Raw genomic sequence first — 26,443 nt, 5'->3', positions numbered from 1 at the left:
AACTCCGATGCTAAACCACTTTTTACTTTAAAATCGCTGCATTAAGCAATTTCCACCTATCTTGTTTCTTTTGTGAAAGCCTTGTAAATGAGTGATAAGCCCAGTATGGATCCGGATCGCCGCAAATGGCTGATCGCCACTACCGCGGTTGGCGGTGTTGGCGGCGCAGCAGCCCTCTATCCCTTCGTTAATAGTTTTGAGCCATCGGCGCGTGCTAAAGCCGCAGGCGCCGCAGTTGAGGTGGATATTTCAGGGATGAAACCCGATGAAATGAGAACCGTAGAGTGGCGCGGTAAGCCAGTCTGGGTGATTCGCCGCACGCCGGAGCAAGTTGCTGAGTTGGCAAAACTCGATGGCGAGTTGGCAGATCCAAACTCCTTGCGCGACCCTGCCGTGTATACGCCAAAGTATGCGCAAAATGGCTATCGCTCGATCAAGCCAGAATATTTAGTGGTGGTTGGCATTTGTACCCACCTCGGTTGCTCTCCATCGCCCAAAATTCAGGCGGGTCCACAACCTTCATTGCCCAACGATTGGCCAGGCGGTTTCTTCTGCCCATGCCATGGCTCGACCTTTGATTTAGCCGGTCGCGTATACAAGAACAAACCCGCACCAGATAACTTGGAAGTGCCGCCACACATGTATTTGAGCGACACCAAGATTCTGATTGGCGACGATAAGAAGGCCTAAGGAGAAATACAATGGCATTTCATGAAATTAAAACCGCTGAAAATGCACCAGTCCAAGAGAAGGTATTGGCTTGGGTTGATTCGCGTTTTCCGTTAACCGCAACAATCAAGGCGCACTTAACCGAGTACTACGCACCGAAGAACTTTAACTTCTGGTACTTCTTTGGTTCCTTCGCGATTTTTGTGTTGGCTTTGCAAATCATCACCGGTATTTTCCTGACGATGAACTACAAGCCCGACGCAGCAAAAGCGTTTGAGTCGGTCGAGTACATCATGCGCGAAGTGCCATTTGGTTGGTTGATTCGCTACTTGCATTCCACTGGCGCATCGATGTTCTTCGCCGTGGTTTACCTGCACATGTTCCGTGGTTTGATCTACGGTTCGTATCAAAAGCCACGCGAACTCGTTTGGATTTTTGGTTGCGCGATTTTCTTGTGTTTGATGGGTGAGGCTTTCTTCGGTTACCTCCTACCATGGGGTCAGATGTCCTATTGGGGCGCGCAGGTGATCGTGAACTTGTTCTCAGCTATTCCGCTCATTGGTCCAGACCTTTCTTTGTGGCTCCGCGGTGATTACGTTGTCGGCGATGCCACCCTGAACCGTTTCTTTGCATTCCACGTGATTGCATTGCCTTTGGTATTGGTTGGATTGGTTGCTGCCCACATCATCGCCTTGCATGAAGTTGGCTCCAACAACCCAGACGGTGTTGATATCAAATCCAATGTGGACGCAAAAGGCGTTCCCCTCGATGGCATTCCATTCCACCCTTACTACTCGGTGCATGACGTCATGGGCTTGGGTATGTTCTTGATGGTCTTTGCGGCGATTGTATTTTTTGCTCCTGAGATGGGCGGTTACTTCTTAGAAGCCAACAACTTCATCCCAGCTGATCCATTGCAGACGCCATTGCACATTGCACCCGTTTGGTATTTCACGCCCTTCTACTCAATGTTGCGTGCGACCACGACTGAGTTCTTAGTACCGCTGTGGATTTTCTTTGCTGTGGTACTTGGCTTAGCGATTAAAAATGCCAAAGACATTCGCCTCAAGGGCGGCTACTTTGCAATTTTGCTCGGCTTAGCTGCAGGCTTTTATTTCTTCGATGCGAAGTTTTGGGGTGTGGTCATCATGGGCGGCACCGTCGTGATTTTGTTCTTCTTGCCATGGCTTGATAAATCACCCGTGCGCTCGATTCGCTATCGCCCCAAGTTCCATCTTTACATCTACGGCAGCTTTGTGGTGAGCTTCGTTATCTTGGGTTACTTGGGTATTAAGCCGCCTTCACCGCTGTTCGATAAGATGTCGCAGATTTGCACCATCTACTATTTGGCGTTCTTCTTCTTGATGCCGTATTGGAGCAAGATGGGTACGTTTAAGCCCGTGCCAGACCGCGTTGTCTACCATGCGCATTAATCATGACTGCAGATAGAACAAAAGAACGATTAGGAATCCGTATGACATATTTTCTGCACACCGTAAAAGCGAGCCTTCGTGCAATTGCTGTCACAGCAACATTGGCCCTCACAGCAACTGCTGCTCATGCGGCTGGTGGTGACTATCCCCTCGATAAGGCGCCGGATCGCGTTAGTAGTAACGCAGCTTTGCAAAACGGCGCTAAGCTTTACGTCAATTACTGCGCGGCCTGCCATTCTGCTGTCAGCGTACGTTATTCTTCTTTGCGCGATATTGGGCTGACCGATCAGCAAATCAAAGACAATTTGATTTTGAATGGCGCCAAGGTAGGTGATGTCATGACCGTATCGATGACACCAAAAGACGCGAAGGCGTGGTTTGGTAAAGTGCCACCCGATTTATCGGTTGAAGCACGGGCACGCGGCACCGATTGGATTTACACCTATCTCCGCACCTACTACCAAGACGACTCGACCCCAACAGGCTGGAATAACTTGGTCTACCCCAATGTTGGCATGCCCCACGCCCTTTGGCAGCTGCAAGGTATTCGTACTGCGAACTTTGAAGAGCGGAAAGATCCAAAGGATCCAAGCCGCATTCAAAAAGTATTTGTAGGTTACGAGCAAGTTACCCCAGGTACCATGAAGCCACAAGAATACGATGACAATATCGCTGACTTAGTGTCCTTTATGTCGTGGATGGCTGAGCCAATGCAATTGCAGCGTAAGCGCATCGGCGTGGTTGTGCTCTTGTTTTTAGCGATCTTTACATTCGTTGCATGGCGCTTAAACAAAGCCTATTGGAAAGATGTGAAGTAAGCGTTTTGCTGTGGCATGAATGAAGTACATTTTTAAGGATCTTTGCATATGATGGTGTTGTACTCGGGCACAAACTGCCCATTCTCGCAACGCTGCCGCCTGGTGCTTTTTGAAAAAGGCATGGATTTTGAAATCCGCGATGTTGACTTGTTCAACAAACCGGAAGACATCTCCGTAATGAATCCCTATGGCCAGGTTCCAATCCTCGTTGAGCGAGACCTGATTCTGTACGAATCCAACATCATTAATGAATACATTGATGAGCGCTTTCCGCATCCACAATTAATGCCGCCTGATCCAGTCGCACGCGCACGTGCGCGCCTCTTCCTCTTTAATTTTGAGAAAGAGTTATTCGTACACGTTGCTGCACTCGAGAATGAAAAAGGTAAGGCCGCAGAAAAGACCCATGAAAAAGCCCGCTTAGCGATTCGGGATCGTTTAACGCAGCTGGCCCCGATCTTTGTTAAAAACAAATACATGCTCGGTGATGAGTTCTCGATGCTCGACGTTGCGATTGCACCACTCTTGTGGCGCCTTGAGCACTACGGCATTGATTTATCGCGCAATGCAGCGCCACTCTTGAAGTATGCCGAGCGCATCTTTAGTCGGCCTGCTTACATCGAAGCGCTCACCCCTTCTGAGAAGGTGATGCGCCGCTAATCGCGGGGCGTTAAGGTCTGCAATCATTACCATGGCTGCCGACGGCATTTCAATTCCGAGCACGAAGCCGTATTTAATCCGCGCACTGCATGAGTGGTGCTCGGATAACGGCTTTACGCCCTTTATTGCGGTGTTTGTCGATGGCCGAGTTGAAGTACCCATGGAGTTTGTAAAGAACGACGAGATTGTGCTAAACCTCTCATCCGAGGCTTGTCATCAACTTGATCTGGGCAATGAGTGGGTGAGTTTTCAGGCGCGCTTTGGCGGTGTACCCAAGCGCGTGATGGTGCCAGTGACCCATGTTCTGGCGATTTACGCTAGGGAAAATGGCCAGGGTATGTCTTTCCCCTTTGACGGTGCTAAAAACCCAGATCCAAGCAATGCCAGCGAGAGCGCTAGCGATGCGCCCAAAAAGCCAAGACCCAGCTTGACGATTGTGAAGTAGGATAAAATTTAAGCGTTGTAAAAAATTGCCCCATTAGCTCATCTGGTAGAGCAACTGATTTGTAATCAGTAGGTGGTCTGTTCGAGTCGGACATGGGGCACCATCAACTAAAAAGCCGTCAGCTCAATTTGCATAATTACAAATTTATATTCTTTATAGTTGTTGCTTTAATACTTTTTTTACTAGTCTTTCCCTTTAGGAATTGGCTTGAGGTGCGTGGGGAAAGCAAGAAGAAGCTATTTTGGGAAAAGTGGCTTTTAGAAAAGCCTACCAAAGAAGAGTATTTACTTAGAGCCTCCACAAATCCAGATGTTCTTCAATGTAATTTCTGCAGTTCATTAAGGATTTTTCCAGGCCCTGAGATCGGCAGTGTTGAAATATTAAGCTTCGGTTTTTTTAAGAATACATCGGAAGGTGTTATTCACTATAAGACATACATATGCTCTGGCTGTGGATCACATCTTTACCGAGAACAAATTTAATAAAATAAGTTTCGAATTACAAAGCGATTGGTCATAAATGACTAGAGGCATACTTTCAATTTACTGGGGTGATGAATCAAAATTGCCCATCGATCGGCTAAAGGCGTCAGTAAAAAAATACCACCCAGAGCTTCAGCATGAGATTATTAAAGTTGAGGCTCCTAGTGGAAATCCTAGTAGCCTAAACAAAAAAGCTGCGATGCTTGATCTATCTCCCTTTGATGAAACACTATTTTTAGACCTAGATACGGTTGTACTTGGAAGACTTGATTTCGGATTTGAAAAGGCGGCACAACATGGCATGGCACTTGCTATTTGCGAGGCCCCTTGGGGCAGGCGCTACCCTAAAATATTTCAGGGTGATCAAATTGAATATAACACTGGCGTTATTTTCTTTACTAAGCAAGCACAATGTGTATTCGATATGTGGAAGCTATTGGCAGGCAGCATTGATTCATCAATTGTTTTCGTCAATGATGGACAAATTGCAACCATGTCTTCAAATGATCAAGGTCCTTTTGCACTTGCAGTGGACAAAGCGAAATTCAATCCATTTGTGCTGCCATTAAATTGGAATTTTCGACCCATATGGCATAAAAGTTTTTTTGGGCCGATCAAAATTTGGCATGACTATTCAGACCCCCCGCCTATATTCGATGAGCTAACAGCTTACTATGCTAAATCAGACTCTATTATTCAGTACCATCAACAGGGCTAATTGATGAGTAAGCTTCAAATTCTAAGTAATCCAGATTCACTAAACGGAGCACTTGAAACTTGGTTTATTCAGAATAATCTGTTTAATGGCGCGCCATATGCTTTGGGTATTGATTTAGCCAATACAAAAAATACCCTAGTAATCTATTTGGAGCTCGGTGAAATTAATCTTGACCTTATTCGCGCAATAAAGTCATCTGGTAACAATATAATTTTGTATCACATGGGTGACGAGCTTGCTAATAAAAATATTGAAGCTTATTTGGAATGTGATTTTATTATTAGAAATTACTATTTTTCTCGCATCCAAAATGATCCACGATTTGCTGGGAAAATTAGTTGGGCCCCAAATGGCTATAGAACTGGGGTTGGTCCTAGAGCCGCCTTGCATTTAAAAAATGCGACTGATCGTGGTTGTATTGCTTCCTTTTTGGGCTGGTTAGATAATTCAAATTCATATCAAAACGAGAGAAACTCCTTCGTTGAGTCCGCAAAAGGTTGTGGAGAGAATTTATTTGTTTTAGCCTCCAACGGTTTTTCCGCTGGGTATAACGTAGGGTTATATTCAGCCGTTATGGAAGATAGTATTTTTGCGCCATGCCCCGCTGGCAATTCCCCCGAAACAATCCGCTTGTATGACGCATTAGAGCTTGGCTGTATTCCAATATCGCTTCCACATGCATTTTTAACATCAGATAATGCGCTTGCAGCAATTGGGCCCGTTCCGTTTCCTATCCTTGCAGGCTGGAATGAGCTACCAGCATTTTTGGATAGAATGAAATCGGTTGCAATATCCAACCCAGATGAAATAGCAACACTTCAAGCAAAAACTATCCATTGGTGGGGCGCTTATAAAGAATTTATTCGGAATAAGATTTCCACCAGGTTAAATCTACTGCGGCCGTAGTTATTTGGCCAAATTGACATCCCGCGTCTCTGGTAAATAAAACACCGCCACGATCGCAGCTGTCGCCAAGAAGAGCGTCGGATACCACAAGCCCGCTAAATTGTTTCCCGTTGCCTTGTTCAGCCAAGTCACAATGAACGGTAGCATCCCTCCGATCCATCCTGCGGCTAAGTTGTGCGGTAGAGTTGCTGCACTATTTCGGGTGCGCGCAGGGAAGAGCTCCGCCAGTAAGGCGATTTGAGGCCCAACCACCAGCGCCAATGGAATTGATAGGCAAATGAGAGTGAAGCCGGCGAGCAGGAGATTTAATTGCACTGCCGCTGCCAGGTATTGCAAGAACTGAAAGGCCGGCAATATCGCGAGCGCGCCAATAATTAAACCGCTAATCACAACCGGTCTTCTGCCTACTCGGTCTGAGATCGCCCCAGCCAGAATGGTGAGGGGTAGTAGCGCGAGTGTGGCGGTGATGCTTAAGGCATCGACCGTCTTGGGCGCAATGCCCAGTGCCGTTTTGAGAAAGATCGCGGTGTAGACCTGCATGCAAAAGAACAGGACTGCGCCGCCTGCTGAGATACAGAAGAACAATAAGAACATCCGCTTACGGGTCTCCTGATCCCGAAAGTTATCCATTAAGGGTGAAGAAGATCGCTTATTCTCTTTGCGCATCTCCGTAAAGATGGGCGTTTCTTCCAGGGCCATGCGCACCTTAAAGGCAATCACGAATAGCACAAGGGAAACCCAAAACGGTACACGCCAGCCCCACTCCTGAAATTGCTCTGGCGTTAAGAAGAATTGCAATAAGGCAATTTGCAAAGTGGACGCTAAGATACCGAGCGGGCCCATGGTCGACAGAAAGCTGGTTTTAAATCCCCGATTGGAATCCCCAGCGTGCTCCGTTAAAAAGACAGCACTGCCACCAATCTCACCACCGGCAGACAGTCCCTGCAATAAGCGCAGAATCACCAGCATGATCGGGGCCGCAATTCCAATTTGTGCATAGGTCGGTAAAAAACCCACTGCGAGGGTAGCAAAGCCCATCAGGGCAATCGTGATCATGAAGACGGGCCTACGTCCAATCCGATCACCGAGAGACCCAAAGTAGGCTGCGCCGAGTGGCCGTACCACCATGCCAACCCCAAATGTAGCTAAGCTGAATAACAGACTGGCTGCGGGATCACTGCTGGGGAAGAAGAGGGGTCCAAAGGTGACCGCCAACGTGGCAAAGGTTAGAAAGTCATACCACTCTAAAAAAGTACCAAAGCAGGCGGCAGAGGCCACTTTTCGGTAGGATTTGGCCTCTTTTTTACGATCTAATGTGCTGATTTCATTCAATTTAGACTCTTTTTCTATTATTTTGTTGCTTTGCAACAAAAACACTTGATTTGTTGCACTGCATCAGTTACATTTATATGGTGCGGTGCAATATCAAACAGATAGTGCGCTACCAAATTAGGCATTACCTTAAATCCTATTTTGCAATCTTACTTATTGAAACGGAGCATCACATGAACCAAGACCAAATCAACGCTAAATTGTCGCAAATCAGCAGCAAGGGCTTAGAAAGCTCATTCGCACTCAGCGAAGCTGCCTTAGAGAATGCACAAAAATTAGCCGAACTGAACTACGCCGCATCCAAAGATGCATTAGTGAACGTACAAGATAGCATTACTCAAGTACTGAGCGCGAAAGACCCAAAGCAAGTGACTGATCTGATCACTGCTGATCTGTTGCAAGATGCTGGCACACAAGCTGCTGCATACCAAAAGAAAGTAACTAAAGTATTGCGTGACAGCAATAAAGAATTGAACAACGTGGTTGAGTCCAGCATTGACCAGTTTCAAAAGGGCATGCAAGAGTGGATCAACACCATTTCTGCTAACGCACCAGCTGGTTCAGATGCATTTGTATCCGCAATCAAAACTGGTTACGGTAGCGCCTTGCAGGGCTTTGAGCAATTCCGCGCAGTAAGCAAGGATGCATTGGCTACTGCTGAGAAAAACGCTGAGCAAGCATTTGAAGCATTTCAGGGTCAAGTTGCTCAAGTGAAAAAAGCAGCAACACCAGCAACACGTAGCCGCAAAGCTGCTTAATTTGGTGCGCCCGCTTTAGTGCCTTAGTTGGCAGCTTAATAAGCAAAAATCCCACTGCAGTGATGCGGTGGGATTTTTTTATATAGTCACATAACCCGAAAAATAATTATTCGTCGGTATCGGCTGTGGAATCCAATAAGCCTGTCGGTAGTGTTTTACTGGGCTTCACACCCAGCTCACGCACCTTCTCTGCCGTACGTATTAAATTGCCTTTACCCGTTTTAAGTTTGTTAAAGGCATCGTGGTAACTGGTTTGAGCCTGATCAATCCGTTGACCTAGCTTTTCCATATCATCAATGAAACCAACAAATTTATCGTAGAGCGCGCCGCATTGGCGGGCAATTTCTAAGGCATTTTTATTCTGGTGGTCTTGCCGCCATAAATGGGCAACGGTACGGAGTGTCGCCATCAGGGTGCTAGGGCATACCAAAACAATATTCTTTGCGAGCGCCTCTTGATAGAGATTGGGAGCAGACTTAAGGGCCAATAAAAATGCAGGTTCAATTGGAATAAACATCAAGACGAAGTCCACCGAGCCAACTCCATAAAGGGAGCTGTAATTCTTACTGGAGAGCCCCTGAATATGTTGGCGCAGCGACTGTATGTGGGCGTTGAGTTCAATCTGTGCTGTATCGGCATCTGCTGATTCCGCATGGCGCGCATAGGCGGTAATCGATACCTTACTATCGACTACCAAATGGCGACCTTCGGGTAAGCGCACCACAATGTCGGGCTGTAAGCGTGAACCATCCACTTGAGTATGGCTATCTTGCACAAGGTACTCTTCGCCTTTGCGAAGACCGGACGATTCGAGAATGGATTCCAGAACGAGCTCGCCCCAGTTGCCCTGGATTTTGGAGTCACCCTTTAATGCTTGCGTAAGCGATCGGGTCTCATCCGACATCTTGACATTTAATGCCGAGAGTCGCTCGATCTCACTTTTGAGAGCAAAACGCTCGCGGGATTCATTGGCATAGGAGGTCGATACCTGCTCTTTAAACTCCGTCAACTTGGTTTGCAAAGGCTTCAGCAAAGCATCCAGACTTAAGGCATTTTGTTCAGTAAAGCGGCGTGTTTTATCGTCCAAGATATCGTTCGCGAGATTTTTAAACTGAGTAGTTAGAGCTTCTTTCGCTTCGTTGAGTGACTCAATTCGACCAAGGCCTTGCTTGCGTTCCGAGTCCAGTGCCGCCTCTAGGCGAATGGCATTTTGCAAGGCTGTATCGCGCTCCGTACGTAGACTTGCAACTAAAGCTGTTTGTTCGGCAAGGGCAAGCTCCGCACTGCTAAAGCGGCTTCGCAAGGTCAAAAGGTAGATCAACAGCCCAGTGCAGACTGCAATGAGTAGACCAAGAAAGAGAAGGGCGCTGAGATCAAAAGACATGGGCATAGATTACGCTAGATTAAAGTGACTCTAAATCTTTTAAGGTGATCATCAGCATCATGGGATCGTGTTTTGCCGCATCAAACCCCATTTTTTCATAAAACGATTTTGCTTCCAGAGAAAGTGCGTGCACCACAATCCCCCGAATTCCCAATACATCGGCTGCTTGCTCAACGCGTAGGCAGGCATCACGAACCAATGCCCTGCCAATCCCTTTGCCGTGGAGTAATTGATCGACGGCAAGTCGCCCGAGTATGACAACCGGAATGGGATTGGGCATATTGCGACTAAAGCGGCTAGAAGAGGAATGCTCGCCTGTCAGAGACCCACTAGCTAGGCAGTAATACGCTAATACGGTAGATGCCTTACAAACCACATAGGTGCGTGATGCACCCGACGCTTGATTTTTACGGGCCCTATGCCTTAGCCAATAATCCAATGTATCCACACCGGATTGAAATGCGTCAAGGTGGTGTGTTGTATCAAGTAAAGCCGGCCCTACTAAATTCACTGCTTATCCCACGGTGCGGGGGTAGCCATGGTTTTGCGCAGGCGTGCATTTACATCTGATTGAACAATTGGTGCATCCAGTCGCGCAATAAACTCGGCATGGGTTTTGGGGTCGACCTGAATGAGGCGCTGATCTAATAAGGCCTCTTCCGCTATTAGCCGGGCTGCATCCAAAATAAAGTCCGTTCTATTTTTGTGTTGTACCTTGGCGGCGCGATCAATTAAGTCCCGCTCCTCTGCCTTAATGCGCAGATTGAGTGCTTCGCGTTTGCTGTGATTTCGGAGTGCTGCGGGCATTGTCAGTCAGTAGTCTCAGTTCAGAAGTGCGCTAGAGGAACGCATATCGACAGAATACCACTTTGTAATGACATTGTTATTACAATTTAACTCAAAATACCGGGTAATTCAAAAAAGAGGCCCGCAGTTTTAGCTAGGTCGCTAATCACCACAAGCCGCTAAAAAATTAACCCTGAATCAACTGCTTGAGTTCGCCACTTTGAAACATCTCGGTCATGATGTCCGAGCCGCCGATAAATTCACCGTGGATGTAGAGCTGGGGGATGGTTGGCCAGTTGGCGTATTGTTTGATGCCTTGACGAATGCTTTCATCATCAAACACATTGACGGTATGCAGATTGTCGGCGCCGCAAGCCCGCAGGATGTTAATCGCATTGCCGGAAAAGCCGCACTGCGGAAACTGGGGGGTGCCTTTCATAAACAGCACGACGGGGTGGCTGGTGACAATTTCTTTGATTTGAGCTTGGGTATCCATTGCGTTACTCCATGTGTACAAAATTAGTTAAGCAATTTTAAGACCGAATCAAAAATAGGGTTATCGATTTGCCCTAAATGGGTTTGCGGCCAGAGGCGACCCGCCAATGGCCAGCCAAATCCCGATGTGGCGTAATGTCCTGAAAACCAGCCAAAGCCAGCTGCTCTAAAACATGAGGGGACTGATCAAACCCATGCTCTACTGCCAAGAGACCGCCAGGCTTCAAATGGGCCAAGGCGCCATCGATGATGGTGGCCAGGCATGTGAGTCCCGAGCCAAAATCGGTCAGAGCATTTTGCGGCTCAAAACGCAGATCACCCTTGCTGAGGTGCGGATCATTCGCCGCAATGTAGGGCGGGTTGCTAAGAATCAGATCAAAACGATAGTGAGTATTGCCAGGGGTATGCAGTGCCCCATACCAATGACCAAGGCAAAACGAGACCCGATCCTTCAGCTTCAGGTGCGCTGCATTCTGCTGCGCAATACCCAGTGCAGCCTGTGATGCATCGGTCGCCACCACTCTCACCTTGGGCTGGCTGGCTGCAATCGCCAGGGCTATTGCACCGGAGCCCGTACCCAAATCAAGTATAGTAAGCGAATGCTTACTCTCATTTAAAGCATTTTCATTATTGATGATACGGTTCAATTCATCCAATCCTAAGTCAACCAAGAGCTCAGTCTCTGGCCGAGGAATAAGGACCCCTGGGCCCACCATAAGGTCGATCGCATGAAAGCCACGCTTACCCATGAGGTAGGCAATCGGCTCCCCCTGCAGGCGGCGTTGCTCGAGCAGTTGCCACTCTTCTAAAAAGGTATTGCTGACTTCCATGCCATCGTGCGTTAGTAAAGCCGACTTGGGTAGCTGCAGGTGGATTTCAAGCAAATGGGCTAGAAGCAGGCGCGCTTCATTTTTGGGCAAGCCAGTTTCATTTAGCAAGGAACGCAGAGTCGTCATCGGTTCAAATGAACGCCAAAAAGGATTGAGGCGGCTTAGCTCTCGCCAAGGGCTGCAAGTAACTCCGCTTGATGCTCGCTGGCCAGGGCATTGCATAAATCATCAATATCGCCATCCATCATGGCATCAATCTTGTAGAGCGTGAGATTAATGCGGTGATCAGTAATTCGGCCCTGGGGGAAGTTATAGGTCCGGATGCGGTCACTGCGATCACCGGATCCAATAAGGGATTTGCGGGTTTGCGCTTCCTGTTGATGCTGTTCGCGTTGGCGTCCATCCATGATGCGGGAGACTAGGACTTTCATGGCCTGCTCTTTGTTGCGGTGTTGGCTTCGGTCATCTTGGCACTCCACCACGATGCCAGTAGGCAAATGCGTAATGCGCACAGCCGAATCGGTTTTATTGATGTGCTGGCCGCCAGCGCCCGAAGCCCTGAAGGTATCGATGCGTAATTCAGCGGGATTAATTTTGACAGCCTCGATTTCATCGGCTTCAGGCATCACTGCTACAGTACATGCCGACGTATGAATGCGCCCTTGGGTTTCGGTTTGGGGGACGCGCTGTACCCGATGCCCCCCAGATTCAAACTTAAGGCGGGAGTACACCGATTGACCAACGAGGCGCAACACCACTTCTTTGTAACCGCCGAGATCCGACTCAGCGGAATTTACAAGCTCGATTTTCCAGCCCTGACGCTCTGCAAAGCGGGTATACATGCGCAATAAATCGGCTGCAAAGAGGGCGCTCTCATCGCCGCCCGTACCCGCCCGAATTTCCAGAAAGACGTTGCGATCATCGTTTTCATCTTTGGGCAGCAAGGCCTTTTGCAGACTGGCTTCCAGCTCAATCATCTTCGCCGATGCCGCCTTTTGCTCTTCGTCGGCAAAGGCCTTCATCTCTGGGTCTGAGCGCATGCCTTCGGCCGCGGCCAAGTCGGACTCTGCTTGACGATACAAGCCAAATTGCTCAACAACCGTTGCAATGTCCGAGTGCTCGCGCGTTAATTTGCGATAGACGTCCATGTCTTTGGTGGACTCTTCAAGCGTTAACAGGGAATTTAATTCAGCCAAGCGAGTATCAAGATGCTCCAGCTTGGCGCGCATGCTGGGTTTCATCTAAAGATCGTTCTTGTCGGATGTGTCGTTTGTACGAGGAGGTTTACTAGAGTCTGGCTCGGCATGATGATAGGTGTGCGAGTAGGCGCTCGAGTGGGTAGAAAATAATTTAGGTAATAGTTTAATCAAGGAATCGCGTTCAGCACCATTGGAGTGCTGCAAGGTATGGAGTGAGCCATGCAAGAACTTATTGGTTAAGCCTTGCGCCATAGCATTGAGGACATCTTGAGGGTCATCACCGCGCATCAGGCGTTTCATGGCACGCTCGAGTTCAATTTGACGCAGGCGCTCGCCATGCTGCTGGAGGTCCTGAATTAATGGCACAGTATTGCGGCCATTGAGCCAATGCATAAAGTTGCCAACGCGGTCTTCGATAATAGCTTCTGCTTGGCTTACCGCCGCATGCCGCATCGAGTTACCCGTCTGAATCATCACACCTAGGTCGTCGACGGTGTAGAGGTAAATGTCATTTAAGCGGGCTATTTCTGGCTCGCAGTCACGTGGTACCGCCAGGTCAATCATCACCATGGGCTTGCGGCGCCGTTGCTTTAGAGCGCTCTCAACCATACCAAGCCCAATGATAGGCAAGGAGCTTGCGGTACACGACACAATGATGTCGAACTCATGGAGGCGACTCGGTAAATCAGATAGTTTGAATGATTCTGCTTCGACATTTTGCGATGCAATTGAGTCGGCTAATTCTTGGCCACGTTCAATCGTGCGATTAGCAATCGCCACTTGCTTGGGCTGGCGTGCCACAAAGTGGGTGGCGCACAAGGAGATCATGTCCCCTGCGCCGATAAAGAGAACGCGCTGCTCGGCAATTTTTTCGAAGATGCGCTCGGAGAGCCTTACTGCTGCTGCCGCCATCGAAATCGAGTGCGCGCCAATCTCGGTTGAGCCCCGTACCTCTTTGGCAACCGCAAAGGTTTTTTGGAAGAGCTGGTTTAAGTAGGTGCCGAGTGCCCCTGCTTGATTGGCTGTACGAACCGCATCTTTCATTTGCCCGAGGATTTGGGTTTCACCAAGGACCATGGAATCCAGGCCGCACGCAACCCGAAACGCATGGCGTACAGCATCGGACTGGGGCAAGGAATAAATATGGGGCTCTAAACTGCTGGGAGCCAGTTGCTGGCTTTTTGCGAGCCAATCAAAGGTAGCGCTGTGCAAGAGGGAGGCAGAGTCGGCATCGTTGGCGGCGCAATACAGTTCGGTTCGATTGCACGTCGACAAAATGGTGGCTTCAGGCAAGCCAGATTGACTGACGCCGCTGAGGTGCTGGCGCAAGTCATGCAACGCTTCTTGGAGGTATTCAGGGTCAAAGGCGACTTTTTCCCGAACGTCCACTGGCGCTGTGTGATGATTGATGCCGAGGGTCAACAGCTTCATAGGCCCTAATTATAGGTTTGATGGCGTTTTAATGGGGATGCGCATGGGGTTTTTGGCTTTTCTACTGATTGGGTCGGCCGTTGGGTGGTCGGCACATTACTTTTACCCTGGCCGCTCACGCCAAAAAACCGGCCTATTGGGGCTCTGTGGCCTTTTCTTAGTGGGTTCTCTGGGGGCTACTGCTGGATCGTATGGTGGTCAGGCCTTAGGGCTATTTCAGTCAGGTCAGATTGCAGAATGGCTGACTGCCATCGGATCGGCCTGGCTCGCGGGTTTGTTGTTAACGGTTATCCGCAAATAAGCCGGTTTGTCTCGATTGCTGCTGGGGGCCAATCCAGCGAATGGGGTCTTTGCCGTGGGCAATCAACCAATCATTGGTTTTAGTGAAATGCCCGCAGCTCGCATCGGGCTGTTCACCCGCGCGCTGCTGAATTAAAAAAGGCTGTGCCGTTTTATAAACCCCCAAGCCCGAAGGATGCGAGGCTTGCAATATCAGATGGCTAGACTCTTCTAAACCAAGCTCCCCATGCTCAATCAGGGGTATTTTGGATTGGGCGTGCGCCCCCCAAAGTAGCCAAACTAAATTGGGCTTAGCAATCGACAGTTGCCGGATCAATGCATTGATGCAATGCTGCCAGCCCAGATGAAAGTGACTGCCAGCCTCTCCTTGTTTGACGCTAAGCGCGGTGTTTAAAAGCAAGACACCTTGCTCGGCCCAATCACGTAAGTCACCATGTGCCAAGGAACCAAACCCTTCGAGCTCTAAGGCTTTGCTGATGTTGCGCAGCGAGCTCGGAAAGCTGCGTGAGCTGGGAACAACGGAAGCGGGTATTGAAAATGCGAGACCCTGCGCGAGGCCCGGCGAGTGGTAGGGGTCTTGCCCAAGAATAACCACCGATACCGCTTCTAATGGAGTGAGTTCTAAAGCCCGAAAGAACAGCGGGGGCGGAGGGCAAATCGCATTCGCATCTTCTTCAATTGCCTTATGTAAATTAGTACGCAGCTGCTGCCAATCCGGTGAAGCGAGGTAATCCCCAAGCAGTAATTTCCAATCGCTTGGTATTAGCGCCTCTACATTGAGCATTGCCATGCCATGTTTCGAAGAGTTGATTTACTGTGCAGAAAGTTGGTACTGCATAACGGGACTGGAGGGCTCTAGTACAAATTGGCTCTCATGCTCACAGTCTTGGCGATAAAAACGCAAGCGCGCAGTCATCCCCATTTGCAATTGGGCAAACACCGCATCCAGTCGACTTGGAGTAATGCGTTGGCCATTGATGCTAGCGATTAAATCACCTGGAGCCAAACCAGCACGCTGAGCGATGCCTCCGTCCAACACATGCGTTACCTTAACCCAGCCATTTTGATCGCTGTAGCGCATGGCCCATTGCAATTTCATATGCTCGAGTAGACTCATTTTTTTGTCGGTAACCACAATACCCTGGGCTGTAAGCCACTGAACCAGGGGTAGGTCATGCGTGCCCTCGATGTAGCGCGCCTTAAATTGCAGCCACGGCTTTTTAAAGTCAGGACCAATCGCAGCCAGCACAATCCGGTCAAAACCATCTTCCACCAAACCCTCTTGCGTCTTGCCATGGGCGGCCCAGAGCAATTGCATGACCTTATCTAAGGATTTGCGTTGGCGGGTTTGCACCCGAATGAGTAGATCGAGGCCAAGCGCAATTAAAGCGCCTTTGGCGTAATAACTCACTACGGCATTGGGAGTGTGTTCATCTGCCTGGTAATACTTGGTCCAGGCATCAAAGGAGCTATCGGCGACGCTTTGTTTGTGACGACCAGGGCCGCGCAAAACCATATTCCAATTCTTGGCGACTAAGTCGAGATAGGACTGTAAGGTAATGCGCTTACTGCGCAGTAACTGCAAGTCATCGTAGTAGCTGGTGAAGCCCTCAAAGAGCCAAAGCAGACGTGTGTGATTGCGGACTTGTAAATCGTAGGGCTGGAATGCCTTGGGCTGAATACGCTTCACTAACCAGGCATGAACATATTCGTGGCTGCAAAGACCTAAAAATTCACGATAGCCATCTTCATTGAGTGGGAGACCGTGTTGCGGTAAGTGATCACGATTGCATAGCAAGGCTGTGCTGTCTGCGTGCTCTAAACCGCCGTAGCCCGATAAAACCGCATTGACTAAAAACAAATACCGCTGAAATGGCGCTTGCTTTGTCTTCGGCTCAAATAAATCAACGATAGATTCACAAATAGCGGCCAAGTCGGTTGCTAAACGCTGGCGATCGACTTCCTGTAGGCAGCCCTGAATCACCATGCTGTGGGCGGTGCCGCGAGATTTCCAATCAACCGTCTGAAAATGCCCTAGCGCAACGGGATGATCTAATAAGGCGTCATAGTTGGGCGCGAGGTAAAAACCAAATCCCGCAGCATCGGTTTTTACACGACTCAAAGTGGTTTGTACTGACCAGGTACCGACAGGCGCAATCGCGAGCGCAGTAGGTAAGTGAGTTTGACCTTCCACAGCCAAGCACAAACTGCTAGGGTTAAAGAAGCCACGCTCTGAGTCTAGATATGCCGTGCGAACCGAGGTATCAAAGGCATACACCGTAGTGCGAACCTCAATCACGGTATCTGCAGATACTGCAGGTAATTTCCAGGTGTCGTTATCGATGCGTTCAAGCTGCAGTTCAGTCTCTGCTGTATCCGTGACGGAAAAAGCAGTGATGGTTTCGATATGCTTGCTAAAGTCCCGAATTAAATAACTGCCGGGAATCCAGGCTGGCATACGGAGCACTTGTCCTACAGGATTGGGATTGGCAATCCGCAGGGCAACTTCGTAGCGATGGCCATCTAAGTCGGCGGCATGGACGGTGTATTGAATTGCTGGGAGAGGCATATTGACTTTAGGAAGTGGATGCTTCTACACGTTTTAATGGTTTTATCTTTGGAAGGCGTAATTTTCTTGCTTGGCGCAGATCCCACTGGAGCTGCATACCAAGCCATAAGTCTGGCGAAGTGCCAAGCCAAGAGGCAAGTCGTAATGCCATGGGTGCAGTGAGTCCAGATTTGGCGTTAAGGACTTTGGATAGTGATGTGCGTGAAATGTGCAGTTGCTCGGCCGCATCTTCAATGCGCATGCCTTCGGGAAGCCACTGCCTCAATACTTCACCAGGGTGTGCTGGATTAAGCATATTCATCATTGCTATTTTAGCGAAGCAAACTTCTTTTCAATGTCGCTCAATTGCACTGCGCCCGGGAAGCGTGAGCCATCAGTAAAGAAGATGGTGGGTGTGCCAGTGATGCCATAGGACTTAGCCAAGGCCAGGTTCTTATCAATCGGCGTAGTGCACTCGCCTTTGCCACTGGGCGCGGTGTTATTAATGGTCCAGTCAATCCATGTTTTCGTGGCATCCGCAGAGCACCAAATTTGCTTGGACTTTTGTACCGAGTCTGCAGATAGAATTGGCAATAAAAAGGTGTATACCGTCACGTTATCTAGCTGTTGAAATGTTTTTTCTAAACGCTTGCAGTAACCGCAATTGGGGTCAGCAAAAACAGCAAGTTGACGACTACCATTGCCGCGCACCATTTTGATGGCATTACTCAGAGGCAGATCAGACCAGCGAATGCGATTGAGGTCAGCCTGACGTTTTTCTGTCAGGTTTTGACCAGTAGCCAATTCAATAACTTCACCCTGAATCAGGTATTTTGCGTTGGCGTCGGTATAAAAGATTTCGCTATTGAGCTGCACTTCAAATAAGCCTGGTACTGGTGAGGCTGATACGCCTTTAATGTTGGCAGTGCTGCCTAAGCGTTTTTGTAACTCCGCTTTAATCTGCTGTGTGTTCTGAGCTTGTGCAATAGAAGAGCTGGCCAATAGGCCAATCACGCTAGCGCAAAATGCCAAGGCGGAAGCGGTATTTCGTAGACTGGTTTTCATTGCACTTCTCCTAACGCTTCTTTTATTAAATGCCGTTTCATCAAATGGCTGCGATTCACTAAGCCCATTCCCCAATTACGAATTTTTTGCTGCAGAGGGCTCGTGCTTGTAAACAATTGCTTCAGTCGATCGGTCACCCACAGTATGGCACCGGTATCACCTTGGCGTCCACGCTCATAGCGACGCAGCAAGACCGGATCCGTAATTGCTCGAAATGATTCACGTTCGCGCAGGATGCGCAGTAGGGCGGCTACATCGCGCAAGCCCAAATTTAATCCTTGCCCAGCTAAGGGGTGAATGACGTGCGCAGCATCGCCAATCAAAATCACTTTAGGCATGAGCTCCGGGCCGATCACGCGCTGCGCACGGATTTTGCGCAACGGAAACGAGCCTGGTTTCGAGTGTGGGGACAGTGTTCCAAGGGCATGGACAATCGCGCCATCCTGAAGTGCTGCAAACTCAGACTGCCATTGGTTTGCTTCGAGGGTAAGCAGCCGGGCCGCGTTTTCAGGTGAGGTTGACCACACCATCGACACCTGTTTGCCTGGGAGGGGTAGCATCGCGAGAATGTCGCCACCTGGTAAAAACCACTGATATGCGGTTTCTAAATGGGCGTTCGTGCATACAAAATTGGCGACGACTGCGCGTTGTTCATATGATTTGTGATCTGTTTGGATTTCGAGCATGGAGCGCAGGGATGAATTCGCACCATCGGCTGCAATCACCAAACTGGCTTTAATCTCACCAAGCGATTGCGCACCATCGAATCGGAGCAAGGCACCATCGGGCTCGACAAACAGATTCTCGAGTGATCCAACAATGCACTCCAATTTCGACTGAAAGCGGCAGGCTTGCTCAAGTATGTGCTCTAGTAAATCGGACTCTCCGATCCAGGCAAGCTCGGGAACGCCTGCCTCAAATGCGGAGAGATGCAGCCCATCGCTGCGTTCGCCGCGGTCGCCATAAATGCGCATATCCCGGACGACTTGGAGGCGGTGGTGATCAATGGCATCCCACACTTGCAGGGATTGCAATAGGGAGCGAGTCCCAGGAGAAATGGCATAAATGCGTTCAGCCCAGTGATCCCCGCTTGGTTTGGGGGTTTGCTGATCTATATCGGGCGCGATTTGAACCACATCAAAACCCTGTTGGGCTAAGCCCAGAGCGCAGGCTTTACCGACAATACCCCCGCCAATGATGGCAATATCGCACCGACGCGTTTTGCCGGTAGCCGGTATGGGCGTCTTGGCTGAAGAAGTGGATTTGGGTGAATTGAATGCCATAACCCGATGATATCGAAACAAGCCGAATTACAATGGAGGCATGTCTTTAAAATGCGGCATCGTCGGCCTGCCTAACGTCGGCAAATCCACCCTCTTCAATGCGCTTACCAAAGCTGGCATCGCGGCAGAAAACTATCCCTTCTGCACGATCGAGCCCAATGTAGGCGTAGTCGAGGTTCCTGACCCCCGTTTAGCTGCCTTGGCTGCCATCGTGACTCCAGAGCGCATCGTGCCGGCGGCGGTCGAGTTCGTTGATATTGCGGGCTTGGTTGCTGGTGCATCCAAGGGCGAAGGCCTTGGCAATCAATTTTTGGCCAATATTCGGGAAACTGATGCGATTACCCATGTGGTGCGTTGTTTTGATGACCCGAACGTGATTCACGTTGCTGGCAAGATCGATCCCATTGCGGATATTGGGGTGATTGATACGGAGTTGGCGCTATCCGACCTGGCTACGGTTGAAAAAACCCTGAATCGCTCCAGTAAAGCAGCCAAGTCAGGTAACGATAAAGAAGCGGCTGCCTTAGTTGCCGTTCTCAGCAAGGTCCAGGCTCATTTGAATGAGGCTCAGCCAGTACGAAGCATGAGCCTGAGTGATGACGAGAAGTTGCTTCTCAAACCCCTTTGCTTAATTACTGCTAAGCCTGCCATGTATGTGGCTAACGTGAAAGACGATGGCTTTGAGAACAATCCCCATTTGGATGCCGTGATTGCGCATGCTGCAAAAGAGGGCGCCCCAGTTGTGGCGGTTTGCGCCGCCATCGAAGCTGAGATTGCTGATCTCGACGATGCGGATAAAACCGAATTCTTAGCCGACATGGGTATGCAAGAGCCTGGCCTCGATCGGGTGATTCGTGCGGGCTATGCTTTACTTGGCTTACAGACCTATTTCACGGCAGGCGTAAAAGAGGTACGTGCATGGACGATTCGCATTGGCGATACAGCGCCGAATGCAGCAGGCGTGATTCATACTGATTTTGAGCGCGGCTTTATCCGGGCACAAACCATTGCATTTGATGACTTTATTCAATACAAAGGGGAATCGGGCGCCAAAGAGGCAGGCAAGATGCGTGCCGAAGGGAAGGAGTACGTCGTTAAAGATGGCGACGTACTGAATTTCTTATTTAACGTCTAAGTCAATTTAGCTCGCGCGAACCGCTTTTTCCAGACATTTGGATAACTCTTCATAGCGCTTCATAGCGGACTTGGTGGGCACGACGTGTTTTTTGCGACCATCTTCATCTGCGGTCATCTCAATTAAACCCATCGCGCGTAAATTTTTAAGTCGACCGTGTAAGGTCGCTTGCGAACCGAACTCAGCGAGCGAAATGAGATCACCCACCAACATAACCCGACCTTGGTGCGCGCTTAAAACAATCTTATTGAGTAAACTTTCTTCTGTGGCGTCCAATTTCTTGCCTGGATTAATGCGATCCAGCACGTCAATTAAATTGAGGAAGCGAATATAGGCAGAATTCTTAGAGTTGGATGGGCCTGGCATTATTTAAATTTTTAAACTCAAAAACCTTCGTTATATTAGTAAATATATAAACAAACAATGGTGTACACCGTTGAGCTAAGTATAAACCCTTTGTAAGTGTGACGCACTCTTTTGTCGCGCAAGAAGAAAGTATGGAATCTGTAAGGACATTTTCTAATCGTTTGTCGGTATTTCTGGTGGGCACATTAATTAGTGCGCTACTGTACAGTGCTTTATTTTTTTTCAATGACTGGATCACTGAGACCTTGAAATACGATCTCGGTGTGAGCTGGATTTACTTACCAGCGGGCCTGCGTTTATTTCTTATTTTGATATTTGGTTTGGCTGGCGCTATCGGTATTGCAGCGGCCTCCTTCGCTATTTCGTATTTTGGGGTTTTCATACCCGATTTAGTAACCTGTATTGGTATAGGCCTGATATCCGGATTTGCACCTTTATTTGCAAAGTGGGTTGTTGTTTCGAATACTTATATTAGTAATGATCTCAGTAATTTAAGCATGCAAAAAATTCTTCTTTGCATTGTGATCTATGCCTTAATGAGTTCGGCATTCCATCAGTATTGGTTTATGTTGCGCGATTTAGAGTCCGGCAGCATTAATCATTTTTTTGTGATGTTTGCCGGTGACGTCGCCGGATCGATTTTGCTGATCGCCCTCATTAAATACGGTATTGATTTAATGCGGCGTCGCCTGCCTAAAGGCCCTTAGGCAAAAAGTGCAGCGAGTGCTACGCCAGGGTCAGGCGCTCGCATAAATACTTCGCCCACTAAAAATGCATTGACCTGATGCTCTCGCATGCGCAGAACATCTGCTCGCTCCAGAATGCCGGATTCAGTCACGATGATCTTGTCGTCGCCAATGCTGCTGAGTAAGTCAATGGTGGTTTCTAGCGTAACCTCAAAGGTTTTGAGGTTACGGTTATTGATGCCCAATAAGGGTGTTTTAAGCTGGAGTGCAGCCCTAAGCTCTTCTGCATTGTGCACTTCAACCAAGACATCCATGCCCAGATCGTGTGCGCATTGCTCAAGCTCACGCATATGATCTAAATCGAGCGCCGCTGCAATGAGCAGAATCGCATCTGCACCCATGGCACGCGCTTCAAGCACCTGGTAGGGGTCGATCATAAAATCTTTGCGTAGCACTGGGAGGGCACAAGCTGCGCGTGCTACTTTTAAATAGTCACTGGAGCCCTGAAAGTACTGCACATCGGTTAATACAGAAAGGCAAGCTGCGCCGTGCTGCGCATAGCTTTTTGCAATCCATGCAGGATCAAACTCGGCGCGCAAGATGCCCTTGCTGGGACTGGCTTTTTTAATTTCAGCGATGATGCCTGATTTACCGTTGGTGATCTTGCCCTCAATCGCCGCCACGAATCCACGCGGTGTATAGAAAGGATCTTGACGCTGCGCTTCGACTTGATCACGCAATGCGTTCATTGGCATGGTGTTCAGGCCGTGCGCGACTTCAACGCGCTTAGTCGCAATAATGCGCTCTAAGATATCGCTCATGATTTAAGCTGCGTTGCCGCAATGAACTGATCTAAGGTGCTACGTGCAGTGCCATTTGCGATGGCCGCTTTAGCCATGGCAATTCCGGTGGCAATGTCGGGCGCTAGATCGGCAACATAGATTGTGGCGCCGGCATTGAGGCAAACAATGTCACTCGCAGGACCTGCCTCACCACCTAGGACGCGCAAGACAATCTGCTTTGACTCTTCGGCATTAGCTACCTGAAAGCCGCTGGTGGGCGCGGTGCTTAAACCAAAATCACGGGGATGAATCTCATATTCACTCACCAGCCCATTTTTGAGTTCACCAATGAGTGTGGGGCCTTCTAGGGAGATTTCATCAAGGCCATCGCGACCAAATACCACCATGGCATGGGTCATACCAAGGGATTGCAGTACGCGCGCCTGAATGCCGACCAACTCCGCATTAAACACACCCATCAAAATATGCTTTGCATTAGCTGGGTTGGTCAGCGGACCCAAAATGTTAAATACAGTGCGAACCCCAAGCTCTCTGCGAATGGGAACCACATTCTTCATTGCAGGGTGGTGGTTGGGTGCAAACATGAAGCCCACACCAAGTGTTGAGATACTTTCTGCAACACGCTCTGGACTGACGTTGAGATTGACGCCCAAGGACTCTAAAACATCGGCACTACCGGACTTACTGCTCACGCTGCGATTGCCATGCTTAGCAATCTTGGCGCCGGCAGCAGCGGCTACAAACATCGCTGCGGTTGAAATATTAAAGGTATGCGCACCATCACCGCCGGTACCAACTACATCGACTAAATGCCGTGTGTCCTTGATATGAACTGGAGTGGCAAACTCGCGCATGACTTGCGCCGCAGCTGCGATTTCGCCCACAGTTTCTTTTTTGGTTCGCAGCGCGACTAAAAAAGCAGCGACCAGGGTAGGCGGAATGTCGCCGCTCATGATGTGGCGCATCATGGCAGTCATGTCGTCATGACTCAGTTCACGACCGTCAATACAGCATTGCAGAGCTTCGGATGGCGTAATCGGCATGGCTTAATGCACCTTTAATTGCAGGAAGTTCTTGAGTAGGGCATGGCCTTGCTCCGACAAAATCGATTCAGGGTGGAACTGGACACCCTCGATCGGTAAGTCGCGGTGCCGTACGCCCATGATTTCACCATCGGCAGATTGCGCCGTAATCTCTAAGCACGCTGGAATAGTTTTGCGATCAATCGCGAGCGAGTGATAGCGCGTGACCGTAAATGGGCTTGGAAGATTTTCAAATACACCGGCACCGGTATGTGTAATCGCATCGGTTTTGCCATGCATGACTTTTTGCGCGCGAATGATATCGCCCCCGAAGGCTTCACCAATAGCCTGGTGGCCAAGGCAAACTCCTAAGATAGGTACTTTGCCAGCAAAGTGCTTAATCACATCCACTGAAATGCCTGCCTCGCTTGGGCTGCAAGGCCCTGGTGAAATACAGATTCGATCTGGTTTGAGTGCCTCAATCTGCGCTAGGGTGATTTCGTCGTTGCGATACACACGAACATCTTCACCCAGTTCAGCGAAATACTGCACCAAGTTATAGGTGAACGAGTCGTAGTTATCAATCATGAGGAGCATCAAGACCTCCTTGTACTAAATCCGCAGCCATTAGAACCGCACGTGCCTTGGCTTCGGTTTCGCGCCATTCAGCAGCTGGGTCAGAGTCAGCCACAACCCCAGCACCCGCTTGCGAGTGCAGCATGCCATCGCGAATGACGCCCGTACGAATCACAATGGCCACATCCATGTCGCCAGAGAAAGACAGATAGCCGGCTGCGCCACCGTAAATGCCACGCTTAGTAATCTCCATCTCATCAATAATTTCCATGGCGCGTATTTTAGGAGCGCCCGATAAAGTGCCTGCTGGAAAAGTAGCTCGGAGCACATTCATATTGCTCATGTTATCGAGTAACTCGCCCTCGACCGAGCTGACGATGTGTTGCACGTGGGAGTATTTTTCAATCACCATCGAGTCCGTGACCTTGACCGTGCCCGTCTTAGCAATGCGACCCACATCGTTGCGTGCTAAATCAATCAACATCACGTGCTCGGCAATTTCTTTTGGATCGGCTAAGAGTTCGGTTGCCAGGCGCGCATCTTCTTCGGGGGTAGCGCCGCGCGGACGCGTTCCAGCGAGAGGGCGGATGGTCACAATCTTTTGTGATTCACGCAGCTCTTGCCGTACCAAGATCTCGGGTGATGAGCCGACTACCTGTAGGTCCCCAAAGTCATAGAAGTACATATACGGTGATGGGTTTAATGAGCGTAGTGCGCGATAAAGCGCTAAGGGCGATTCAGTAAACGGCTTACTAATGCGCTGACCAATTACCACTTGCATGCAGTCTCCCGCCAAGATGTAGTCTTTGGTGCGACGAACAGCTGCTTCAAAATCAGCTGCATCAAAGCGGCGAATCAGTTCGGTTTTGGTGCTTGGCGGTGTTGCTGGCATGGTGATTGACCGACCGATGCACTGTCGCAGTTCATCTAATCTGGCTTGGGCCCGCTCAAAATCGTTTTTGATAGTGGGATCGGCATACACAATTAAGTAAATGCGGCCCGCGACATTATCAATCACGGCGAGCTCTTCAGTGAGCATCAATTGAATATCGGGTACATGTAATTCGTCTGGTAGCGTATGTTGCGCCAGACGGGATTCGATGTAGCGCACCGTGTCATAGCCAAAATACCCTGCGAGACCACCGCAGAAGCGTGGGAGGCCGGGAGGAACAGCTACCTTAAAGCGCTTAAAGTAGGCATCGACAAAATCCAATGGATTGTCGTGATTGGTTTCAACAACCGTGCCATCGGTAACGACTTCGGTAACGGGTGCGAGCGGCGTGCCAATCGAGCGAAGAATGGTTTTTGCTGGAAGGCCAATAAACGAAAAACGCCCAAAGCGCTCGCCCCCAACAACGGACTCGAGTAAATAGGTATTTTTTTGACCGCTGGTGCTGGTCAGTTTGAGGTACAGAGAGAGTGGCGTCTCTAAGTCCGCTAGGGTTTCTTGTACAAGCGGAATGCGATTAAAACCCTGCGCAGCGAGGGCATCAAATTCAGTGCGTTGCATTAGACTTTGCTCACTTCCGTTCGCATGGCCGCTATGACATCCACATAATTTGGTTTGCCAAAAATAGCTGATCCCGCAACAAAGGTGTCGGCACCCGCCTTGGCAATCGCCGCAATATTGTCGGCCTTAATGCCGCCATCGACTTCGAGGCGAATGTGTTTGCCGGTCTCCTGTTCGTAGCGATCCAGGCGAGCACGTACTGTTGCAATTTTCTCTAGCGTGCTCGGAATAAAGGATTGCCCCCCAAAACCGGGGTTTACCGACATCAGCAAAACCAAATCAATTAAATCCAAGGTGTGATCAAGATGATCCAGTGGCGTAGCTGGATTAAACACAAGGCCGGCGTAGCAGCCCTGATCGCGAATCAAGTTGAGGCTACGGTGCACATGACTACTCGCTTCGGGGTGAAAGCTAATTAAATTGGCCCCGGCCTTAGCAAAGTCTGGAATGATGCGGTCAACGGGCTCCACCATTAAATGGACATCAATCATGGCTGGTTTGCCATCTTTCACGGCATAAGAGCGGATGGCTTCGCAAACCAGAGGCCCAATGGTGAGATTGGGCACGTAATGGTTGTCCATCACATCAAAGTGCACCCAGTCTGCCCCTGCAGACAGAACGTCAGTGACTTCCGCGCCAAGGCGAGCAAAGTCAGCGGACAGAATGGAGGGGGCAATAAGGTATTGCTTTGATTGACCTAGTTCTGGCTTTTGGCTCATATTGGCTTGAAAGAAAAGAGTTTTTGACGGTCCATACCTAGATTCTAGCTTGCAGTTGCCCTCAGGATGAAGCAGAATGCCTCC

29 protein-coding genes, 1 tRNA gene and 1 pseudogene are annotated in these 26,443 nt (G+C 49.3%); 12 read left to right on the top strand and 19 right to left on the bottom strand.

What is annotated here, in order from left to right:
- Positions 1 to 87 precede the first annotated feature (87 nt).
- From petA to Q8M75_RS09635, 8 genes and pseudogenes are all read left to right on the top strand, one after another.
- Positions 88 to 690, top strand: coding sequence for a ubiquinol-cytochrome c reductase iron-sulfur subunit (gene petA / locus Q8M75_RS09670; protein WP_305488918.1), 603 nt, complete (start codon positions 88 to 90; stop codon positions 688 to 690).
- Between the two features lie 11 nt (positions 691 to 701).
- Positions 702 to 2,102, top strand: a complete 1,401-nt coding sequence (locus tag Q8M75_RS09665) for a cytochrome bc complex cytochrome b subunit (protein WP_305488917.1) — start codon at positions 702 to 704, stop codon at positions 2,100 to 2,102.
- 41 nt (positions 2,103 to 2,143) lie between these two features.
- Positions 2,144 to 2,920, top strand: coding sequence for a cytochrome c1 (locus Q8M75_RS09660; RefSeq protein WP_305488915.1), 777 nt, complete (start codon positions 2,144 to 2,146; stop codon positions 2,918 to 2,920).
- A 48-nt stretch (positions 2,921 to 2,968) separates the two neighbouring features.
- Entirely contained in the window at positions 2,969 to 3,580 is a 612-nt protein-coding gene (locus Q8M75_RS09655) for a glutathione S-transferase N-terminal domain-containing protein (protein WP_108468304.1), read from the top strand.
- A gap of 46 nt (positions 3,581 to 3,626) precedes the next feature.
- Positions 3,627 to 3,995 (top strand): annotated as a pseudogene (locus Q8M75_RS09650) (ClpXP protease specificity-enhancing factor); the annotation flags it as partial.
- A gap of 57 nt (positions 3,996 to 4,052) precedes the next feature.
- A tRNA-Thr gene (locus Q8M75_RS09645) sits at positions 4,053 to 4,128 on the top strand.
- A 416-nt stretch (positions 4,129 to 4,544) separates the two neighbouring features.
- On the top strand, positions 4,545 to 5,225 hold the full coding sequence (locus tag Q8M75_RS09640) for a hypothetical protein (RefSeq protein ID WP_305488908.1): 681 nt from the start codon (positions 4,545 to 4,547) through the stop codon (positions 5,223 to 5,225).
- A 3-nt stretch (positions 5,226 to 5,228) separates the two neighbouring features.
- Positions 5,229 to 6,131 (top strand): hypothetical protein, encoded by a 903-nt coding sequence (locus Q8M75_RS09635; RefSeq protein WP_305488906.1) that lies wholly within the window; start codon positions 5,229 to 5,231, stop codon positions 6,129 to 6,131.
- On the opposite strand, the gene Q8M75_RS09630 is transcribed toward Q8M75_RS09635, so the two are convergent.
- Positions 6,132 to 7,463, bottom strand: a complete 1,332-nt coding sequence (locus Q8M75_RS09630; RefSeq protein ID WP_305488904.1) for an MFS transporter — start codon at positions 7,461 to 7,463, stop codon at positions 6,132 to 6,134.
- A 173-nt stretch (positions 7,464 to 7,636) separates the two neighbouring features.
- Here Q8M75_RS09630 and Q8M75_RS09625 point away from each other — a divergent pair, with 173 nt between their 5' ends.
- The gene (locus tag Q8M75_RS09625) at positions 7,637 to 8,221 is read left to right on the top strand and encodes a phasin family protein (RefSeq protein WP_305488901.1); all 585 of its coding nucleotides are present in this window, start codon (positions 7,637 to 7,639) and stop codon (positions 8,219 to 8,221) included.
- Between the two features lie 106 nt (positions 8,222 to 8,327).
- Here Q8M75_RS09625 and rmuC read toward each other — a convergent pair whose 3' ends face one another.
- From rmuC to hemA, 7 genes are all read right to left on the bottom strand, one after another.
- Positions 8,328 to 9,605 (bottom strand): DNA recombination protein RmuC, encoded by a 1,278-nt coding sequence (gene rmuC / locus Q8M75_RS09620; protein WP_305488899.1) that lies wholly within the window; start codon positions 9,603 to 9,605, stop codon positions 8,328 to 8,330.
- 19 nt (positions 9,606 to 9,624) lie between these two features.
- Positions 9,625 to 10,116: a GNAT family N-acetyltransferase gene (locus Q8M75_RS09615; protein WP_305488896.1), complete on the bottom strand. Its 492-nt coding sequence runs from the start codon at positions 10,114 to 10,116 to the stop codon at positions 9,625 to 9,627.
- Positions 10,113 to 10,412: a DUF1778 domain-containing protein gene (locus Q8M75_RS09610; RefSeq protein WP_305488894.1), complete on the bottom strand. Its 300-nt coding sequence runs from the start codon at positions 10,410 to 10,412 to the stop codon at positions 10,113 to 10,115. The genes Q8M75_RS09615 and Q8M75_RS09610 overlap by 4 nt, the downstream gene beginning before the upstream one ends.
- A 166-nt stretch (positions 10,413 to 10,578) precedes the next feature.
- Positions 10,579 to 10,887: a Grx4 family monothiol glutaredoxin gene (grxD, locus tag Q8M75_RS09605; RefSeq protein WP_305488891.1), complete on the bottom strand. Its 309-nt coding sequence runs from the start codon at positions 10,885 to 10,887 to the stop codon at positions 10,579 to 10,581.
- Between the two features lie 73 nt (positions 10,888 to 10,960).
- Entirely contained in the window at positions 10,961 to 11,842 is an 882-nt protein-coding gene (prmC, locus tag Q8M75_RS09600; protein WP_305488889.1) for a peptide chain release factor N(5)-glutamine methyltransferase, read from the bottom strand.
- 35 nt (positions 11,843 to 11,877) lie between these two features.
- Positions 11,878 to 12,957, bottom strand: coding sequence for a peptide chain release factor 1 (gene prfA, locus Q8M75_RS09595; protein WP_305488887.1), 1,080 nt, complete (start codon positions 12,955 to 12,957; stop codon positions 11,878 to 11,880).
- Positions 12,958 to 14,346 (bottom strand): glutamyl-tRNA reductase, encoded by a 1,389-nt coding sequence (gene hemA, locus Q8M75_RS09590; RefSeq protein ID WP_371131782.1) that lies wholly within the window; start codon positions 14,344 to 14,346, stop codon positions 12,958 to 12,960.
- A 31-nt stretch (positions 14,347 to 14,377) separates the two neighbouring features.
- Between hemA and Q8M75_RS09585 the strand changes: the two genes are divergently transcribed.
- Entirely contained in the window at positions 14,378 to 14,647 is a 270-nt protein-coding gene (locus tag Q8M75_RS09585) for a hypothetical protein (protein WP_305488885.1), read from the top strand.
- On the opposite strand, the gene Q8M75_RS09580 is transcribed toward Q8M75_RS09585, so the two are convergent.
- The 5 genes from Q8M75_RS09580 to Q8M75_RS09560 are packed head-to-tail and all read right to left on the bottom strand — an operon-like array spanning position 14,627 to position 19,542.
- Positions 14,627 to 15,436, bottom strand: coding sequence for a uracil-DNA glycosylase (locus Q8M75_RS09580; protein ID WP_305488883.1), 810 nt, complete (start codon positions 15,434 to 15,436; stop codon positions 14,627 to 14,629). The two genes, Q8M75_RS09585 and Q8M75_RS09580, sit on opposite strands and share 21 nt — an antisense overlap.
- 21 nt (positions 15,437 to 15,457) lie before the next feature.
- Positions 15,458 to 17,215, bottom strand: coding sequence for a M61 family metallopeptidase (locus Q8M75_RS09575; RefSeq protein ID WP_305488881.1), 1,758 nt, complete (start codon positions 17,213 to 17,215; stop codon positions 15,458 to 15,460).
- A 7-nt stretch (positions 17,216 to 17,222) separates the two neighbouring features.
- On the bottom strand, positions 17,223 to 17,519 hold the full coding sequence (locus tag Q8M75_RS09570; RefSeq protein WP_305488879.1) for a HigA family addiction module antitoxin: 297 nt from the start codon (positions 17,517 to 17,519) through the stop codon (positions 17,223 to 17,225).
- A 2-nt stretch (positions 17,520 to 17,521) separates the two neighbouring features.
- Positions 17,522 to 18,259: a DsbC family protein gene (locus Q8M75_RS09565; RefSeq protein ID WP_305488877.1), complete on the bottom strand. Its 738-nt coding sequence runs from the start codon at positions 18,257 to 18,259 to the stop codon at positions 17,522 to 17,524.
- The gene (locus Q8M75_RS09560; RefSeq protein ID WP_305488876.1) at positions 18,256 to 19,542 is read right to left on the bottom strand and encodes an FAD-dependent monooxygenase; all 1,287 of its coding nucleotides are present in this window, start codon (positions 19,540 to 19,542) and stop codon (positions 18,256 to 18,258) included. The genes Q8M75_RS09565 and Q8M75_RS09560 overlap by 4 nt, the downstream gene beginning before the upstream one ends.
- Before the next feature lie 40 nt (positions 19,543 to 19,582).
- Here Q8M75_RS09560 and ychF point away from each other — a divergent pair, with 40 nt between their 5' ends.
- On the top strand, positions 19,583 to 20,677 hold the full coding sequence (gene ychF / locus Q8M75_RS09555) for a redox-regulated ATPase YchF (RefSeq protein ID WP_305488874.1): 1,095 nt from the start codon (positions 19,583 to 19,585) through the stop codon (positions 20,675 to 20,677).
- Between the two features lie 6 nt (positions 20,678 to 20,683).
- Here the strand turns inward: ychF and Q8M75_RS09550 are convergent, their stop codons facing one another.
- Complete coding sequence (locus Q8M75_RS09550) at positions 20,684 to 21,043, bottom strand: winged helix DNA-binding protein (protein WP_305488872.1); 360 nt, start codon at positions 21,041 to 21,043, stop codon at positions 20,684 to 20,686.
- 131 nt (positions 21,044 to 21,174) lie between these two features.
- Here Q8M75_RS09550 and Q8M75_RS09545 point away from each other — a divergent pair, with 131 nt between their 5' ends.
- On the top strand, positions 21,175 to 21,750 hold the full coding sequence (locus Q8M75_RS09545; protein ID WP_305488870.1) for a hypothetical protein: 576 nt from the start codon (positions 21,175 to 21,177) through the stop codon (positions 21,748 to 21,750).
- On the opposite strand, the gene trpC is transcribed toward Q8M75_RS09545, so the two are convergent.
- Genes trpC through rpe form a run of 5 tightly spaced genes read right to left on the bottom strand, consistent with a single transcriptional unit; the run spans position 21,747 to position 26,359 of the window.
- Complete coding sequence (gene trpC / locus Q8M75_RS09540) at positions 21,747 to 22,550, bottom strand: indole-3-glycerol phosphate synthase TrpC (RefSeq protein WP_305488869.1); 804 nt, start codon at positions 22,548 to 22,550, stop codon at positions 21,747 to 21,749. The genes Q8M75_RS09545 and trpC overlap by 4 nt on opposite strands.
- Complete coding sequence (gene trpD, locus Q8M75_RS09535) at positions 22,547 to 23,575, bottom strand: anthranilate phosphoribosyltransferase (RefSeq protein ID WP_305488867.1); 1,029 nt, start codon at positions 23,573 to 23,575, stop codon at positions 22,547 to 22,549. The genes trpC and trpD overlap by 4 nt, the downstream gene beginning before the upstream one ends.
- Positions 23,576 to 23,578: 3 nt before the next feature.
- Entirely contained in the window at positions 23,579 to 24,151 is a 573-nt protein-coding gene (locus Q8M75_RS09530; RefSeq protein ID WP_305488866.1) for an aminodeoxychorismate/anthranilate synthase component II, read from the bottom strand.
- The gene (gene trpE / locus Q8M75_RS09525) at positions 24,135 to 25,640 is read right to left on the bottom strand and encodes an anthranilate synthase component I (protein WP_305488864.1); all 1,506 of its coding nucleotides are present in this window, start codon (positions 25,638 to 25,640) and stop codon (positions 24,135 to 24,137) included. Before trpE ends, Q8M75_RS09530 begins: the two co-directional genes overlap by 17 nt.
- Positions 25,640 to 26,359: a ribulose-phosphate 3-epimerase gene (gene rpe / locus Q8M75_RS09520; protein ID WP_305488862.1), complete on the bottom strand. Its 720-nt coding sequence runs from the start codon at positions 26,357 to 26,359 to the stop codon at positions 25,640 to 25,642. Before rpe ends, trpE begins: the two co-directional genes overlap by 1 nt.
- Positions 26,360 to 26,443 lie beyond the last annotated feature (84 nt).

This window comes from Polynucleobacter sp. (assembly GCF_030693775.1).
Lineage (GTDB): Bacteria > Pseudomonadota > Gammaproteobacteria > Burkholderiales > Burkholderiaceae > Polynucleobacter.
This window is presented reverse-complemented; position numbering and strand designations above follow the sequence as displayed.

Bases quoted from the DNA above. Each gene is read 5' to 3' on its own strand.
- petA (WP_305488918.1), top strand. From the start codon at position 88: ATGAGTGATAAGCCCAGTATGGATCCGGATCGCCGCAAATGGCTGATC.
- Q8M75_RS09665 (WP_305488917.1), top strand. From the start codon at position 702: ATGGCATTTCATGAAATTAAAACCGCTGAAAATGCACCAGTCCAAGAG.
- Q8M75_RS09660 (WP_305488915.1), top strand. From the start codon at position 2,144: ATGACATATTTTCTGCACACCGTAAAAGCGAGCCTTCGTGCAATTGCT.
- Q8M75_RS09655 (WP_108468304.1), top strand. From the start codon at position 2,969: ATGATGGTGTTGTACTCGGGCACAAACTGCCCATTCTCGCAACGCTGC.
- Q8M75_RS09640 (WP_305488908.1), top strand. From the start codon at position 4,545: ATGACTAGAGGCATACTTTCAATTTACTGGGGTGATGAATCAAAATTG.
- Q8M75_RS09635 (WP_305488906.1), top strand. From the start codon at position 5,229: ATGAGTAAGCTTCAAATTCTAAGTAATCCAGATTCACTAAACGGAGCA.
- Q8M75_RS09625 (WP_305488901.1), top strand. From the start codon at position 7,637: ATGAACCAAGACCAAATCAACGCTAAATTGTCGCAAATCAGCAGCAAG.
- rmuC (WP_305488899.1), bottom strand. From the start codon at position 9,605: ATGTCTTTTGATCTCAGCGCCCTTCTCTTTCTTGGTCTACTCATTGCA.
- Q8M75_RS09610 (WP_305488894.1), bottom strand. From the start codon at position 10,412: ATGCCCGCAGCACTCCGAAATCACAGCAAACGCGAAGCACTCAATCTG.
- grxD (WP_305488891.1), bottom strand. From the start codon at position 10,887: ATGGATACCCAAGCTCAAATCAAAGAAATTGTCACCAGCCACCCCGTC.
- prmC (WP_305488889.1), bottom strand. From the start codon at position 11,842: ATGACGACTCTGCGTTCCTTGCTAAATGAAACTGGCTTGCCCAAAAAT.
- prfA (WP_305488887.1), bottom strand. From the start codon at position 12,957: ATGAAACCCAGCATGCGCGCCAAGCTGGAGCATCTTGATACTCGCTTG.
- hemA (WP_371131782.1), bottom strand. From the start codon at position 14,346: ATGAAGCTGTTGACCCTCGGCATCAATCATCACACAGCGCCAGTGGAC.
- Q8M75_RS09585 (WP_305488885.1), top strand. From the start codon at position 14,378: ATGGGGATGCGCATGGGGTTTTTGGCTTTTCTACTGATTGGGTCGGCC.
- Q8M75_RS09580 (WP_305488883.1), bottom strand. From the start codon at position 15,436: ATGGCAATGCTCAATGTAGAGGCGCTAATACCAAGCGATTGGAAATTA.
- Q8M75_RS09575 (WP_305488881.1), bottom strand. From the start codon at position 17,215: ATGCCTCTCCCAGCAATTCAATACACCGTCCATGCCGCCGACTTAGAT.
- Q8M75_RS09570 (WP_305488879.1), bottom strand. From the start codon at position 17,519: ATGATGAATATGCTTAATCCAGCACACCCTGGTGAAGTATTGAGGCAG.
- Q8M75_RS09565 (WP_305488877.1), bottom strand. From the start codon at position 18,259: ATGAAAACCAGTCTACGAAATACCGCTTCCGCCTTGGCATTTTGCGCT.
- Q8M75_RS09560 (WP_305488876.1), bottom strand. From the start codon at position 19,542: ATGGCATTCAATTCACCCAAATCCACTTCTTCAGCCAAGACGCCCATA.
- ychF (WP_305488874.1), top strand. From the start codon at position 19,583: ATGTCTTTAAAATGCGGCATCGTCGGCCTGCCTAACGTCGGCAAATCC.
- Q8M75_RS09550 (WP_305488872.1), bottom strand. From the start codon at position 21,043: ATGCCAGGCCCATCCAACTCTAAGAATTCTGCCTATATTCGCTTCCTC.
- Q8M75_RS09545 (WP_305488870.1), top strand. From the start codon at position 21,175: ATGGAATCTGTAAGGACATTTTCTAATCGTTTGTCGGTATTTCTGGTG.
- trpC (WP_305488869.1), bottom strand. From the start codon at position 22,550: ATGAGCGATATCTTAGAGCGCATTATTGCGACTAAGCGCGTTGAAGTC.
- trpD (WP_305488867.1), bottom strand. From the start codon at position 23,575: ATGCCGATTACGCCATCCGAAGCTCTGCAATGCTGTATTGACGGTCGT.
- Q8M75_RS09530 (WP_305488866.1), bottom strand. From the start codon at position 24,151: ATGCTCCTCATGATTGATAACTACGACTCGTTCACCTATAACTTGGTG.
- trpE (WP_305488864.1), bottom strand. From the start codon at position 25,640: ATGCAACGCACTGAATTTGATGCCCTCGCTGCGCAGGGTTTTAATCGC.
- rpe (WP_305488862.1), bottom strand. From the start codon at position 26,359: ATGAGCCAAAAGCCAGAACTAGGTCAATCAAAGCAATACCTTATTGCC.